This is a genomic window from Actinomycetota bacterium, from assembly GCA_036280995.1.
In the GTDB taxonomy this organism is placed as follows: Bacteria; Actinomycetota; CALGFH01; order CALGFH01; family CALGFH01; genus CALGFH01.
Genome location: DASUPQ010000161.1, coordinates 1 through 13,701, shown reverse-complemented (window position 1 = coordinate 13,701; position 13,701 = coordinate 1). Strand labels below are relative to the sequence as shown.

General features: G+C 74.6%; 13 protein-coding genes and 1 pseudogene. 9 read left to right on the top strand and 5 right to left on the bottom strand.

From position 1 onward, the window contains the following. Positions 1–56: 56 nt before the first annotated feature. The 7 genes from paaZ to VF468_05045 are packed head-to-tail and all read left to right on the top strand — an operon-like array spanning position 57 to position 6,303. A complete protein-coding gene (paaZ, locus tag VF468_05075; protein ID HEX5877686.1) occupies positions 57–2,081 on the top strand; it encodes a phenylacetic acid degradation bifunctional protein PaaZ in 2,025 nt (674 codons plus the stop codon). Between the two features lie 41 nt (positions 2,082–2,122). Then, a complete protein-coding gene (gene paaA, locus VF468_05070; protein HEX5877685.1) occupies positions 2,123–3,091 on the top strand; it encodes a 1,2-phenylacetyl-CoA epoxidase subunit PaaA in 969 nt (322 codons plus the stop codon). After that, the gene (gene paaB, locus VF468_05065) at positions 3,088–3,390 is read left to right on the top strand and encodes a 1,2-phenylacetyl-CoA epoxidase subunit PaaB (protein ID HEX5877684.1); all 303 of its coding nucleotides are present in this window, start codon (positions 3,088–3,090) and stop codon (positions 3,388–3,390) included. The genes paaA and paaB overlap by 4 nt, the downstream gene beginning before the upstream one ends. 44 nt (positions 3,391–3,434) lie before the next feature. Next, positions 3,435–4,229: a 1,2-phenylacetyl-CoA epoxidase subunit PaaC gene (gene paaC, locus VF468_05060; protein HEX5877683.1), complete on the top strand. Its 795-nt coding sequence runs from the start codon at positions 3,435–3,437 to the stop codon at positions 4,227–4,229. A gap of 8 nt (positions 4,230–4,237) precedes the next feature. Then, the gene (gene paaD / locus VF468_05055; GenBank protein HEX5877682.1) at positions 4,238–4,729 is read left to right on the top strand and encodes a 1,2-phenylacetyl-CoA epoxidase subunit PaaD; all 492 of its coding nucleotides are present in this window, start codon (positions 4,238–4,240) and stop codon (positions 4,727–4,729) included. Between the two features lie 2 nt (positions 4,730–4,731). Then, positions 4,732–5,832: a 1,2-phenylacetyl-CoA epoxidase subunit PaaE gene (gene paaE / locus VF468_05050; protein ID HEX5877681.1), complete on the top strand. Its 1,101-nt coding sequence runs from the start codon at positions 4,732–4,734 to the stop codon at positions 5,830–5,832. A 9-nt stretch (positions 5,833–5,841) separates the two neighbouring features. Next, positions 5,842–6,303, top strand: coding sequence for a GNAT family N-acetyltransferase (locus VF468_05045; GenBank protein HEX5877680.1), 462 nt, complete (start codon positions 5,842–5,844; stop codon positions 6,301–6,303). Here the strand turns inward: VF468_05045 and VF468_05040 are convergent. Both VF468_05040 and VF468_05035 read right to left on the bottom strand, forming a co-directional pair. After that, positions 6,279–6,935, bottom strand: coding sequence for a TetR/AcrR family transcriptional regulator (locus VF468_05040; protein ID HEX5877679.1), 657 nt, complete (start codon positions 6,933–6,935; stop codon positions 6,279–6,281). The genes VF468_05045 and VF468_05040 overlap by 25 nt on opposite strands. Before the next feature lie 126 nt (positions 6,936–7,061). Then, positions 7,062–7,523, bottom strand: coding sequence for a helix-turn-helix domain-containing protein (locus tag VF468_05035; protein HEX5877678.1), 462 nt, complete (start codon positions 7,521–7,523; stop codon positions 7,062–7,064). 70 nt (positions 7,524–7,593) lie between these two features. Between VF468_05035 and VF468_05030 the strand changes: the two genes are divergently transcribed. Further along, positions 7,594–8,388 (top strand): alpha/beta hydrolase, encoded by a 795-nt coding sequence (locus VF468_05030; protein ID HEX5877677.1) that lies wholly within the window; start codon positions 7,594–7,596, stop codon positions 8,386–8,388. 152 nt (positions 8,389–8,540) lie between these two features. Here the strand turns inward: VF468_05030 and VF468_05025 are convergent, their stop codons facing one another. Together VF468_05025 and VF468_05020 are read right to left on the bottom strand one after the other, a co-directional pair. Next, positions 8,541–9,575 (bottom strand): VIT1/CCC1 transporter family protein, encoded by a 1,035-nt coding sequence (locus VF468_05025; protein ID HEX5877676.1) that lies wholly within the window; start codon positions 9,573–9,575, stop codon positions 8,541–8,543. Beyond that, complete coding sequence (locus VF468_05020; protein HEX5877675.1) at positions 9,575–9,967, bottom strand: DoxX family protein; 393 nt, start codon at positions 9,965–9,967, stop codon at positions 9,575–9,577. The genes VF468_05025 and VF468_05020 overlap by 1 nt, the downstream gene beginning before the upstream one ends. Positions 9,968–10,054: 87 nt before the next feature. Here VF468_05020 and VF468_05015 point away from each other — a divergent pair. Beyond that, positions 10,055–10,855, top strand: a pseudogene (locus tag VF468_05015) (pirin family protein). Positions 10,856–11,083: 228 nt separating this feature from the next. Here the strand turns inward: VF468_05015 and VF468_05010 are convergent. Continuing rightward, positions 11,084–13,675 (bottom strand): adenylate/guanylate cyclase domain-containing protein, encoded by a 2,592-nt coding sequence (locus VF468_05010; GenBank protein HEX5877674.1) that lies wholly within the window; start codon positions 13,673–13,675, stop codon positions 11,084–11,086. Positions 13,676–13,701 lie beyond the last annotated feature (26 nt).

The window sequence follows — 13,701 nt, the reverse complement described above, 5'->3', positions numbered from 1 at the left end:
CGGGCTCCCAAACCATGTGACCGAATGTTCGGTAGAAGGAGGACCACGTGGCCAGGATGATCGGCTCCTATGTCCGCGGCGGCTGGCACACCGCGACCGACGAGGGAGTGACGGTGCGGGACGCGTCCACCGGGGAGCCGGTGGGGCGGGTGTCGAGCACCGGGGTGGACGTGGCCGGGATGGTCGAGCATGCCCGCGGGGCCGGCGGGCCGGCCCTGCGGGAGCTGACCTTCCACCAGCGGGCGGCCGCCCTCAAGCAGCTCGCCGGCTACCTGCGCGAGCACCGCGACGGCCTCTACCAGGAGTCGGCCCGGACCGGGGCCACCCTGGGCGACGCCAAGGTCGACGTCGACGGGGGCATCGGGACCCTGTTCGTGTACGCCAGCAAGGGCCGCCGCGAGCTGCCCGACGGCGTCCTCTACGCCGACGGGCCGCCGCAGCGGCTGGGCCGGGGCGGGACCTTCGTCGGCCAGCACGTCTACAGCTCCCGGCCCGGCGTGGCCGTGTTCATCAACGCCTTCAACTTCCCCGTCTGGGGGATGCTGGAGAAGCTGGCCCCGGCCGTGCTCGCCGGCATGCCGGCGATCGTCAAGCCGGCCAGCCAGACCGCCTACGTGACCGAGCTGGCCTTCCGGCACCTGATCGAGTCGGGCGCCCTCCCGCCCGGGTCGGTGCAGCTGCTCTGCGGCGGCGTCGGCGACCTGCTCGACCACCTCGGCGGGCAGGACACCGTCGCCTTCACCGGCTCGGCGGCCACCGCCCGGCGGCTGCGGGCCCACCCGGCGGTGGTCGGCGAGGCGGTCCGGTTCAACGCCGAGGCCGACTCGCTCAACTGCTCGATCCTCGGCCCCGACGCCACCCCGGGAGACGAGGAGTTCGACCTGTTCGTCGGGGAGGTGGTCCGCGAGCTGACCGAGAAGACGGGGCAGAAGTGCACGGCCATCCGGCGCTGCCTGGTCCCGGCCGGGCAGGTCCGGGCCGTGGTCGACGCCCTCGGCGACCGGCTGGCCGGGGTGCGGGTGGGCGACCCGCGGGACGAGGCCACGACCATGGGCCCGCTGGTCAGCCGCGACCAGCAGGCCGAGGTCGGCCGGGCGGTGGCCCGGCTGGGCCGCGGCGCCGAGGTCGCCGTAGGCGGCCCCGGCAAGGTGGACCTGGCCTCGGGCGACCCCGACCGGGGGGCCTTCTTCGCCCCGACGGTGCTGGTGGCCGGCTCCCCCGGGGCGCCCGAGCTCCACCAGGTGGAGGCGTTCGGGCCGGTCACCAGCGTGATCGGCTACCAGGACGCCGCCCAGGCGGTCGAGCTGGCCGCGCTCGGGCGGGGGAGCCTGGTCGGCTCCGTCGTCACCCACGACCCCGACTTCGCCCGCCGCGTCGTCGCCGGCGTCGCCCCCTGGCACGGCCGCCTGCTCGTCCTCGACCGCGACGACGCCGGCGAGTCGACCGGCCACGGGGCCCCGCTGCCGCACCTGGTCCACGGCGGGCCCGGCCGGGCCGGCGGCGGCGAGGAGCTGGGCGGCATCCGGGCCGTCCTCCACCACATGCAGGTCACCAGCGTCTCGGCCTCGCCGGCCATGGTCACGGCCGTCACCGGCCGCTGGACCACCGGCGCCCCGACCACCGGCGACGCCACCCACCCGTTCCGCAAGCACTTCGAGGACCTGGCCGTGGGGGAGACCTACCGCACCCCCACCCGGACGGTGACCATGGAGGACATCGAACGCTTCGCGGAGCTGTCCGGCGACCGGTTCTACGCCCACATGGACGAGGCCGCGGCCAAGGCCAACCCGTTCTTCGAGGGCCGGGTGGCCCACGGCTACTTCGTGGTGTCGGCCGCCGCCGGGCTGTTCGTGGACCCCGACCCGGGCCCCTGCCTGGCCAACTACGGCCTGGAGCGGCTGCGCTTCCGCAAGCCCGTCTATCCCGGCGACACCCTGGCGGTGGCCCTGACCTGCCAGCAGAAGACGGCCCGGGAGGGCGAGGCCTACGGCGAGGTCCGCTGGGACGTCACCGTGACCAACCAGGACGACGAGCCGGTGGCCACCTACGAGGTCCTCACCCTGGTCGCGACCCGCGTATAATAATCGAACGTTCGGTAGGTAAGAGGATCGGGGAGCCCCGGATGGACGGCCAGACCAAGGAAGGCCCGGCCAGCGACGGCCAGGCCAGCTTCGACGCCGCGATCGCCGCCGACCAGCGCATCGAGCCGCGCGACTGGATGCCCGAGGGGTACCGCAGGACGCTGGTCCGCCAGATCGCCCAGCACGCCCACTCCGAGATCATCGGGATGCAGCCCGAGGGCAACTGGATCACCCGCGCCCCCAGCCTGCGCCGCAAGGCCATCCTCATGGCCAAGGTCCAGGACGAGGCCGGCCACGGCCTGTACCTGTACTCGGCCGCCGAGACCCTCGGCGTGTCCCGCGACGAGCTGATGGAGGCCCTCCACAGCGGCCGCCAGAAGTACTCCAGCATCTTCAACTACCCCACCCTGACCTGGGCCGACATGGGCGCCATCGGCTGGCTGGTCGACGGGGCGGCGATCATGAACCAGGTCCCGCTGTGCCGCTGCTCCTACGGCCCCTACGCCCGGGCGATGATCCGCATCTGCAAGGAGGAGTCCTTCCACCAGCGGCAGGGCTTCGAGATCCTGCACACCCTCAGCCACGGCACCGAGGCCCAGCACGCCATGGCCCAGGACGCCGTCGACCGCTGGTGGTGGCCGTCGCTGATGATGTTCGGCCCCCCCGACGACCAGTCGTCCCACACCGCCCAGTCGATGGCCTGGAACATCAAGCGCCACAGCAACGACGAGCTGCGCCAGAAGTTCGTCGACATGTGCGTCCCCCAGGCCGAGGTCCTCGGCCTGACCCTGCCCGACCCGGAGCTGCGCTGGAACGAGGCGACCCAGCACCACGACTTCGGCCCGATCGACTGGGACGAGCTGTTCCGGGTCATCAAGGGCGACGGCCCGGTCAACCGCAAGCGGATGGAGCACAAGCTGCGCGCCCACGCCGAGGGCGCCTGGGTGCGGGAGGCGGCGGCCGCCTACGCGGCCAAGCACCGCCGGGACGGCCGGGAGGCGGCGGCGTGAGCGAGCGCGCGCCGGAACCGTCGGCCGGCTGGCCGCTGTGGGAGGTGTTCGTCCGCGCCCGGCGCGGCCTGTCCCACAACCACGTCGGCAGCCTGCACGCCCCCGACGCCGAGATGGCCCTGCGCAACGCCCGCGACGTCTACACCCGCCGCCAGGAGGGCGTGTCGATCTGGGTCGTCCCGGCCGGCGCCATCACCGCCTCCTCACCCGACGAGAAGGACCCGTTCTTCGACCCGGCCGGCGACAAGGCCTACCGCCACCCGACCTTCTACGACGTCCCCGGCGGGGTGCAGATGTGAGCACGGAGGGGTCCGGCCGGAGGGGTCCGGGGAACCCCGAAGGGGTGCCCCGGTCGGACAGGGAGGGTCCCCAGGGGGGTGCCCCGAGGACCAGGGACCTGGTCGCCTACGCCCTGCGGCTCGGCGACGACGCCCTGGTCCTGGCCCAGCGGCTGGGGGAGTGGTCGAGCAAGGCCCCGGAGCTGGAGGAGGACGTGGCCCTGACCAACCTCGGCCTCGACCTGCTCGGGCAGGCCCGGGCGCTGCTGTCGTACGCCGGCGAGGTCGAGGGCGCCGGGCGGGACGAGGACGACCTGGCCTACCTGCGCCAGGAGCGCGAGTTCACCAACTGCCTGCTGGTGGAGCAGCCCAACGACGACTTCGGGGCCACCATGGCCCGCCAGCTGTACTTCTCCACCTGGCAGCTGGAGCTCTACCGGGGGCTGTGCGGGTCGGCCGACCCGACCATCGCCGCGGTGGCCGCCAAGGCCGTCAAGGAGGTCGCCTACCACCGCGACCACGCCACCATGTGGGTCCTGCGGCTCGGCGACGGCACCGAGGAGTCGCACCGGCGCATGCAGGAGGGCCTGGAGCGGCTGTGGTCGTACGTGGGCGAGCTGTTCGAGGCCGACGACGTCGTCCAACGGCTGGTCGCGGCCGGGGTCGCCGTCGACCCGGCCACCCTGCGCGAGGGCTGGGACCGGCACGTGGACGCGACCCTGGCCGAGGCCACCCTGGCCCGCCCCGAGGGGCGCTGGCACCCCGGCAGCGGCCGCCGCGGCCTGCACAGCGAGCACATGGGCTACCTGCTGGCCGAGCTCCAGTACGTCCACCGCCTGCACCCGGGAGCCCGCTGGTGACCACCCGGATGGCGGCGCAGACCGTGCGCGAGCTGGTCGGCCAGGTGGCCGACCCCGAGATCCCGGTGCTGACCATCGAGGACCTCGGCATCCTCCGCGACGTGGCCGTCGACGACCGGGGCCACGTCGAGGTCACCATCACCCCCACCTACTCGGGCTGCCCGGCCCTGGACACCATCCGCGACGACGTCGTCCGCACGCTGGCCGAGCACGGCTACGCCGACGCCAGCGTCCGGACGGTGCTGGCCCCGGCCTGGACCACCGACTGGATGAGCCAGGCCGGCCGCGACAAGCTCGCCGCCTACGGGATCGCGCCGCCGGGCCTCCGCCGCTCGGGTCCGGTGCTGGTGCAGCTGACCAGCGCCCCCGGCCCGGTGGCCTGCCCCCGCTGCGGGTCGGCGGACACCCGCGAGGTCAGCCGCTTCGGCTCCACCGCCTGCAAGTCCCACTGGACCTGCCGGGCCTGCCTGGAGCCGTTCGACCACTTCAAGGCCCTGTAGCCGTGACCGCCACCCTGGCCCAGGCCAAGCGCAAGCCGGTCTTCCACCTCCTGCGCGTGGCCGAGCTGGAGCGCATCACCGACGACGCCGTGGCCATCACCTTCGAGGTGCCCCAGGAGCTGCGCGAGGAGTACCGCTTCGTCGCCGGCCAGCACGTGGCCCTGCGCTGCACGATCGCCGGCGACGACGTGCGCCGCAACTACTCCATCTGCACCCCGGCCGGCTCCGGCCGGCTGCGGGTCGGGGTCAAGCGCCTGCCCGGCGGGGTCTTCTCGTCCTACGCCATGGAGCGGCTGCGGGTCGGCGACACCATCGAGGTGCTCACCCCCACCGGGCAGTTCCACACCCCCCTCGACCCGGCCCAGGCCAGGCACTACGGGGCCGTGGCCGCCGGGTCGGGGATCACCCCCATCCTGTCGATCCTCGCCACCGCCCTGGAGGTGGAGCCGGCCAGCCGGGCCACCCTGATCTACGCCAACCGCACCACCGGCAACATCATGTTCCTGGAGGAGCTGGAGGACCTCAAGAACCGCCACCTCGGCCGCTTCCAGCTCATCCACGTGCTCGGCGAGGAGTGGCGCGAGGCCGAGCTGCTGTCGGGCCGCCTCGACCGCGACCGCTTCGCCGCCCTGCTCGACAAGCTCGTCGCCCCCGACGTGGACGAGTGGTTCCTGTGCGGCCCGCTGGAGCTCACCGAGACGGTGCAGGGCACCCTGGTCGAGCGCGGGTTCGATCCCGACCACATCCACCGCGAGCTGTTCCACGTCGCCACCGGGCCGGCCAGGCGGCAGCCGCCGGCGGCCGCCCCCACCGACGCCGAAACCGGCGCCAAGGTGACGGTGGTGCTGGACGGGCGGGGGACCAGCTTCACCCTGCCGCCCGGCACCGAGCCGATCCTGGACGCGGCCCTGCGGCTGCGCGGCGACGCCCCCTACGCCTGCAAGAACGGCGTCTGCGGGACCTGCCGGGCCAAGCTCGTCAAGGGCAAGGTGGAGATGGCCCAGAACTTCGCCCTGGAGCGCGACGAGCTCGAGCGCGGCTACGTCCTGGCCTGCCAGTCCTATCCGGCGGCCGGGGAGGTCACCCTCGACTTCGACCAGTGAGGCAGGGAGATGACGCCGCCGTACCGCGTGGACGCGCTCTCCATCGAGGACGGGATGGAGATGGCCTCCTGGCGCTACCCGGGACCCTGGGCCGTGTTCGACTCGCTGGAGGCGCCCCGGCCCGACGAGGGCTGGTGGGCGGTCCGGGACGCCGGCGGCCGGCTCACGGGGTTCTGCTGCTTCGGCGAGGCGGCCCGCGTCCCCGGGCTGGCGGCCGACCCGGGCCGGCTCGACGTGGCCCTGGGGCTGCGTCCCGACCTGGTCGGGCGGGGCCTCGGACCGGAGCTCGTCCGGACGGTGGTGGCGCATGCCGAGCGGGTGGCCCAGGGACGGCGGCTCCGCTGCGTGGTCGCCATCTCGAACGAGGCCGGGCGCCGGGCCGCCGAGACGGCCGGGTTCGCCGTGGCCGGCGCCCACGAGGTCCCGGGCGGCGCCGCCGTCGCCTCCTACCTGGTCTTCCTCCGCGGCTGAGCGCCCGGCTGGCGCCACCCCTCGACGGTCAGGCTGATGACGGCGTCGGCCAGCGACCCGGCGGTGAGGCTGCCGCCGTTGGGGCGGTACCAGTCGACCACCGAGTTGACCATCCCGAACAGCAGCCGGCCGGTCAGGCCCTCGTCGATGCCGGCCGGGAGGTCGCCCTCGGAGACGGCCTCGGTGACCAGCTTGGTGATGGCCCGCCCGAACTCGCGCCGCCGCTCCAGGGCCCGGCGCTCGACCCTGGTGTTGCCGCGGACCCGCAGCAGCAGCGTGACGTGGGGCAGCTGGTCGACCAGGACCTCGATCGAGCGGCGGACCACGTGCTCGAGCCGGTCGATGGCCCGTCCCTGCACCGCCTGCTCCTCGGCGAGCACGGCGAACAGCCCGTCGAGGGCCCGGTCGAGCGACCGGCGCAGCAGCTCCTCCTTGCCGCTGACGTGGTAGTAGAACGACGACTTGGTGATCCGGGCCGCGCGGGCCAGGTCCTCCATGCTGGTGCCGTCGTAGCCGCGCTCGGTGAAGACCTTGACCGCGACCTCCAGCAGCGAGTCCGCGTCGTACGGCTGGGAGCGGCGCCCGCCCGCCCGCCGGCTCGCCGGGGGACGCCTCCCTCCTGCCGTGGCCATCTCGCGCATCCGCCTCTCAGTCGCCGGTCCGGGCCATCTTACCGACCGACCGTTCGATCGACCCAGCGCACAGCTCCTCGACCCAGATGAAGGCCACCGACGCGGCCAGCACCACGGTAGCCGGCGTCACATGGTCGCCTGGACGGGATGGGTGCCGCCGGTCACGGCCAGCTGGCCGTCGCGCAGCGGCTCCCGGCAGGCGGCGCAGACCGTCAGGGGGTGGAAGTCGGCCCCGCAGGTGTGCTGGAACACGATCGGCTCGGCGCCCGGGTTGCAGTGGCGGTCGCCCCACTCCTTGAGGGCCAGCAGGATCGGCTGGAGGTCCCGGCCGGCGTCGGTGAGCAGGTACTCGTAGCGCGGCGGGTGCTCGCAGTAGGGCCGGCGCTCGATGACGCCGGCCTGCTCCAGCTTGCGCAGCCGCGAGGTGAGCACGTCGCGGGGGGCCCCGGTGCTGGCCGCGATGTCCTGGAAGCGGGTCAGCCCGTAGCGCAGCTCGCGGGCCACCAGCAGGGCGTAGCGGTCCCCGACGATCGAGAGGGCGTCGGTGATCGAGCAGACCCTGGCCGTTGGTTTGGTTTCTGGACTCACCGTGCTAGGGTACCCCTGCATGCTGAGTTTGAATCACCAACTCACCGCCTCAGCGGGGAAGGAGCCGCCCATGACCGCCCCCGACACCATCGTCCTGATCCACGGCTTCTGGGTGACCCCGCGGAGCTGGGAGGACTGGGCCGCCTACTACCAGGACAAGGGCTACCGCGTCCTCACCCCCGCCTATCCCGGCTTCGAGGTCGAGGTCGAGGCGCTCAACGCCGACCCCACGCCGATCGAGAACCTGACCGTGCCCGGCGTCGTCGACCACCTCAAGGACGTGATCGGGGGGCTGGAGCGGCCGCCGATCCTGATCGGCCACTCCGCCGGCGGGGTCTTCACCCAGCTCATGCTCGACCGCGGCTACGGCGCGGTGGGCGTCGCCATCAACTCGGCCCCCACCGAGGGGGTGCCCGTGGTCCCGCTGTCGCAGCTCAAGTCGACCTTCCCGGTGCTGCGGACGGTGGGCCGCAAGAAGGCCGCCGGCTTCACCCACGAGCAGTGGCACTACGCCTTCACCAACACCTTCCCCGAGGAGCGCTCGCGGGAGCTGTACGAGCGCTACCACATCCCGGCGTCGGTGCGGGTCCTGTGGGGCAGCGCGCTCGCCACCCTCGAGCCCGGCCACCAGGACACCTTCGTCAACTACGGCAACGACGACCGGGCGCCGCTGCTGTTCATCTCCGGCAGCGTTGACAACCTCATGCCGCCCTCGGTGCAGCGCTCCAACGCCAAGCACTACAAGTCGAACACGGTCACCGAGGTCGCCGAGTTCGAGGGCCCGCACCTGCTGCCCTCCCGCGACGGCTGGCAGGAGGTCGCCGACTACGCCCTGGACTGGGCCGTCCGCCACGCCAGGTCGTAGCGGTCCCGGCCGCGGCCGGCAGGGTGCTGGCCAGGTCGTTGCTGTAGGCCTTGGCCTGGAACAGCTCGGTCCGGGCGAACTCGCCGCCGGGGCCGACCCTGCTCTGGGCACGTCATCTGTCCTGCGGCAGGCGTTGACCAGGCCGAGCTCGATCAGCCGAGGGTGGCCCCGAACACCCGGCCGAGGGCGTAGGTCACGACCGCGGCCCCGGCGCCGATGGCCAGCTGGCGCAGCCCCCGGCGGACCAGCGGCCCGCCGGTCAGCACGCCGACGGTGGCGCCGGTGGCGAACAGGGCCAGCCCGACCAGGACGGCCGCGGCCACGATGGCCGGGCGCCCCGAGGTGACGAAGAACGGCAGGACCGGGACGACGGCGCCGGTGGCGAAGGCGACGAAGCTGGACCCGGCGGCCGCCCAGGCCGACCCGACCACGTCCTCGCCCGCCTCCAGTTCCGGGCCCGCCGCCGGGTCGTCGGGCTGGCCGAGCAGGGCCTCGGCCCGCTGCTCGGCCTCCTCCGGGGACAGCCCCCGGGCCCGGAACACCAGCGCCAGCTCGTGCGCCTCGTGGTCGCGCAGGGTGGCCAGCGTGGCCGGGTCGAGCACGTCGGCGGTGGCCTCGAGCAGCTCCCGCTGGGAGCGCACCGACACGTATTCCCCGGCGGCCATGGACAGCGCCCCGGCGAGCAGCCCGGCCAGGCCGGTGAGCAGGATGATCTCGGAGGAGGTGCCGGCCCCGGCCATGCCGGCGACCAGCGAGAAGTTGGACACCAGCCCGTCGTTGGCGCCGAACACGGCCGCCCGGAACCAGCCCGAGGCACGGGCCCGCTGCCGCTGGGCCAGCTCGGCCACGACCAGGGCGTGCACCCGCTCGTCGGCGGCCATGGCCGGGGTCGCCTCGGCGTCGGCGTCGTAGTCGCCGGCCGCCTCGGCCCGCTGCACCAGCCCCAGCACGACCAGCGACCCCAGCCGCCGGGCCAGCCAGCCGAACAGCCGCGTCCGCCACCCGGGGCTGGCCGCCCGCTCCTGGGGGTGCAGCTTGGCCGACCAGTGGGCGGCGTGCCGCTCCTCGGCCCGGGCCAGCGCCAGCAGGATCTCCCGGTCCTCACCCGTCCGCTTGGCCGCCAGGGCCCGGTAGACGGCGGCGGCGTGCTGCTCCTGGGCCAGCCGCCGCCGGTACCTGCCCGCCATCAGCGGCGACGGCGGGGCTCCCCGCTGAGCACCAGGAGCGCGCCGCCGAACAGGCCGACGTTCTTGAAGAAGTGGATGCGCTGCTGGCGCTGGGTGGCCGGGTCCTCGTGCTCCCAGTAGGGATGGCCGGCCAGGGTGGTCGGGACGAGGGTGCCGGCCAGCACGGCGGCGGCCAGCCGGGGCCAGATCCCCAGGGCGAGCAAGACCCCCGCGCCCAGCATGGCCGCGCCGTTGAGCCGCACCGCCAGCTCCGGGTCGAGGGGGACCCCGAGCTCGGCCGCCTTGTCGGTCCGGGGGCCGGGGGCCAGCATCGCGTCGGCGCCGCCGGTGATGAACATGGCCGCCAGGGCGACCCGGCCGGCCGCGCCGAGGGGGCGCCGGAACACGTCCATAGGTTTCTCTCCCGGTTCGTCGCCAGTTGGCTGCCCACCCTACCGCCTGCGGTTGCGCGTGCGGGGCCGCGCGGCCACAGTGTGGACATGAGCGGCCCGGTCGGCACCGCCGACGCACCCCCCGCCGAGTCCAGGGCGAGCTCGGTCGCGCCAGCCTGCGTCGAGGTCAGCCCCAGCCGCACGGCCGACGTCGGCGGGATGCCGGTGCGCCGGGCCCTCCCGCGACGGGAGCGGCGCACGGTCGGCGCCTGGTGCTTCGCGGACCACATGGGCCCGGCGCCGGTGACCGACACGGCCGGTATCAACATCGGCCCCCACCCGCACACCGGCCTGCAGACCGTCACCTGGCTGCTGTCGGGCGAGGTGCTGCACCGCGACAGCCTCGGCACCTCCCAGGTCATCCGGGCCGGCCAGCTCAACCTCATGACGGCCGGGCACGGCGTCGCCCACTCCGAGGAGCCCACCGGCCACTACCGCGGGGAGCTGCACGGCGTGCAGCTGTGGGTCGCCCAGCCCGAGCGGACCCGCCACGGCCCGGCCGCCTTCGAGCACCACCCCGAGCTGCCCCGGGCCGAGTTCGGCCACGCCGTCGCCACCGTCCTGGTCGGCAGCTTCGCCGGCGTCACCTCCCCGGCCCGGCGCGACAGCGCCCTGGTCGGGGTCGACCTGGCCCTGCGCCCGGGAACGGGCGCCCTGGCCCTGGAGCCGTCGTTCGAGCACGCCCTGGTCGTGCTCGACGGCCGCGTCCTGGTCCACGACCAGCCGGTCCGCCCAGGCCGCCTGGCCTACCTGGGCCGCGGCCGCGACCAGCTCGAGCTGTCCGCCGACGACCCCGCCAGGGTCCTGCTCCTGGGCGGCGAGCCGTTCGCCGAGCCCATCCTGATGTGGTGGAACTTCGTCGCCCGAACCCGCGAGGAGATCACCACCGCCGCCCGCCAGTGGCGCGCCGCAGACCCCGCTTCGGCCGGGTCGCCTCCTCCCTGGCCCGACTCCGCCTTCCCCCGCTGCCCTGGCGCTAGGGGAGCCCGCCACCCATCGGGTCCACCGGCTGCAGGTCCTCTGCGACCGCAATCCCCGCGGGGGACGTCGCCCACGCCGATCGCCAGCAGCGCCGCCTCAGGCCCCCGGGTCGTCCCGGACCACCCTGATCGCCTCGGGAACGGTCATCGTGAGCCCCTCCTGCCAGGCCCGCTGGGCCGCTTCGTCGGTCAGGTGGGCGCGGGCGTCGGCCGCCGGGTCGCCCTCGAGCATGCCGCCGAAGCCGGGGGTGGGGCCGCCGCCGGCCAGGTCGCGGTGGTGCTCGGCCACGGCGGCCATCCGGATGGCGTCGGCGTGGCGGCCCTCCCAGGTCAGCAGGAACGCCAGGTCGAGGAAGGCGAGGGCGACCCCGGTGGCGTTGTCGGCCTCGCGGAACAGCTCCAGGGCCTCGAGGGCGGTGGCGCGGGCGTCGTCGCGGCGGCCGGCGCGGCCGTGGGCGAACGCCAGCCAGATCAGGCCGAAGGCGAGGTTGAGGCGCTCGCCCTGCCGGCGCCAGATCACCGTGACCTCCTCGATGCGGGCGATCACGCGGTCCCAGGCGCCGGCCATCGCGTCCGGGACGACGCGCATCACCAGGACCCTGGCCACCCCGGGCTCGTTCCCGACCTGGCGGAAGAGCTCCAGGCTCTCGTCGAGCAGGCCGGCGGCCGCCTCCAGGTCGTGCTCGTCGGCGAGGGCGAACGCCTCGTTGTAGAGGGCCTCGGCGAGCCGGGCCGGGTCGCCCAGCTCCCGCTCGATGGCCAGGGCCTCGTCGTAGAAGGCCCGTGACGCCCCCCGGTCGCTCCACCAGGCGATCCCGCCCGCCCCGGCCAGGGCCTTGGCCCGCTCGGCGGTCGGCGCCTGGCCCGACGGCATGGCCAGGGTCTCCTCCAGCCAGCGGCGGCCCTCGGTCAGGTGCCCCCGCTGCTGCCAGAACCGCCACAGGGCGCCGGCGGCCGCCTGGGCGGGGCCGGCCCGGCCCCGGTCGATGGCCCAGCGGAGGGCGGCGCGGAGGTTGGCGTGCTCCTGCTCGCAGCGGTCGAGCCAGACGCCCTGGTCGGCGGCGATGAGGTGGGGCTCGGCCTCGGTGGCCAGGTGGAGGAAGTGCTCGGCGTGGCGCCGCTGGACCGGCTCGAGGTCGCCGGAGGCCTCGAGCTGCTCCAGCGCGAACTCCCGGATGGTCTCCAGCATCGAGAACCGCGACGGCTGCCCGGGCGGCTCGCTCCGGCGGATCAGCGACTTGTCGACCAGCGAGGCCAGCCCGTCGAGGGCGTCAAGGCCGAGCTCCTCCGGGTCGCACACCGCCTCGGCCGACGCGAGCGCCCAGCCACCGGTGAACACCGAGAGCCGGGCGAACAGGCGCCGCTCGACCGGGTCGAGCAGGTCGTGGCTCCAGGCGATCGCCGCCCGGAGGGTCCGCTGGCGCTCCGGCAGGCTCCGCGGCCCGGAGGTGAGGAGCGCAAGGCGCCGCCGGAGGCGCGACAGGATCTCGGTGGGCGTGAGCACCTTCGTCCGGGTGGCGGCCAGCTCGATGGCCAGGGGGAGGCCGTCCAGCCGGGCGGTGATCTCGGCCACCACCGGGGCGTTCCCCTCCGTCAGCGCGAACCGGGGGTTGGCGGCCGTGGCCCGCTCGGTGAACAGGTTCACCGCCTCGACCGCGCCGAGCGCCGGGACCGGGTATTCCTGCTCGCCGCGCAGCGACAGCACGACCCTGGAGGTGACCATCGTCCGCAGCCTGGGCGCGGCGCCGAGCAGCTCCTCGATCACGGGGCCGGCCTCGGCCACCTGCTCGAAGTTGTCGATCACCTGGAGGAGCTCGCGGTTGCGGAGGTGCTCCTTGACCTCGTCGAGGATCGGGCGCCCGGCCGCCTCGGGGACCCCCAGCGCGTTGGCCACCGCCGCCGGGACCAGCGCCGGGTCGACCACGGGGGAGAGGTCGACGAAGCAGGAGCCGTCCCGGAACCGGGTGAGCAGCTCCCCGGCGACCCGCAGGGCCAGCCGGGACTTCCCGGATCCCCCCGGTCCGGTCAGGGTGAGCAGGCGGGTCTGGCCGAGGAGCCGTTCCACCTCGGCGATCTCCGCCTCCCGGCCCACGAACGAGGTGAGCTGCAGCGGGAGGTTGCTCGGCCTGGCGTCCAGCGTCCGGGGCGCCGGGAAGTCGGACGGGAGGCCCTCGACGACCAGCTGGTGGAGGCGCTCGGGCTCGTCGATGCCCCGCAGGCGGTGCGTGCCCAGGTCGCGCAGGGAGGCGCCGGCATCGAGGGAGTGCTGGACCAGCCCCCGGGTGGCGTCGGACAGGAGCACCTGGCCGCCGTGGGCGGCGTCGGCGATCCGGGCCGCCCGGTGCACGTCGATGCCGGCGTAGTCGTCCCCGCCGAGGACGCCCTCGCCGGTGTGGACGCCCATCCGGACGCGGACCGGGGGACCGGGCGACCAGTCGTGGGCGGCCAGGCCCCGCAGGGCGGCGACGGCCGCCCGGACGGCGCCCGCCGGGCTGGCGAACACGGCGAAGAAGGCGTCGCCGTGGGTGCTGACCTCGACCCCGCCGCCGCCGGCGACGGCCCGCCGGACGACCGCCGCGTGCTCGTCCAGGACCGCCGGGTACCGGTCGCCCAGGGTCTGGAGGAGGCCGGTCGAGCCCTCGATGTCGGTGAAGAGGAACGTCACGGTCCCGGTCGGGAGGTCGGTCATCCGCTGACTCTATGCTGCCTATCCCC

What these genes read in the sequence shown, in the direction of transcription:
- paaZ (HEX5877686.1), top strand. Translation starts at nt 57, where the DNA reads ATGATCGGCTCCTATGTCCGCGGCGGCTGGCACACCGCGACCGACGAG.
- paaA (HEX5877685.1), top strand. Translation starts at nt 2,123, where the DNA reads ATGGACGGCCAGACCAAGGAAGGCCCGGCCAGCGACGGCCAGGCCAGC.
- paaD (HEX5877682.1), top strand. Translation starts at nt 4,238, where the DNA reads ATGGCGGCGCAGACCGTGCGCGAGCTGGTCGGCCAGGTGGCCGACCCC.
- VF468_05045 (HEX5877680.1), top strand. Translation starts at nt 5,842, where the DNA reads ATGACGCCGCCGTACCGCGTGGACGCGCTCTCCATCGAGGACGGGATG.
- VF468_05040 (HEX5877679.1), bottom strand. Translation starts at nt 6,935, where the DNA reads ATGGCCACGGCAGGAGGGAGGCGTCCCCCGGCGAGCCGGCGGGCGGGC.
- VF468_05030 (HEX5877677.1), top strand. Translation starts at nt 7,594, where the DNA reads ATGACCGCCCCCGACACCATCGTCCTGATCCACGGCTTCTGGGTGACC.
- VF468_05025 (HEX5877676.1), bottom strand. Translation starts at nt 9,575, where the DNA reads ATGGCGGGCAGGTACCGGCGGCGGCTGGCCCAGGAGCAGCACGCCGCC.
- VF468_05020 (HEX5877675.1), bottom strand. Translation starts at nt 9,967, where the DNA reads ATGGACGTGTTCCGGCGCCCCCTCGGCGCGGCCGGCCGGGTCGCCCTG.
- VF468_05010 (HEX5877674.1), bottom strand. Translation starts at nt 13,675, where the DNA reads ATGACCGACCTCCCGACCGGGACCGTGACGTTCCTCTTCACCGACATC.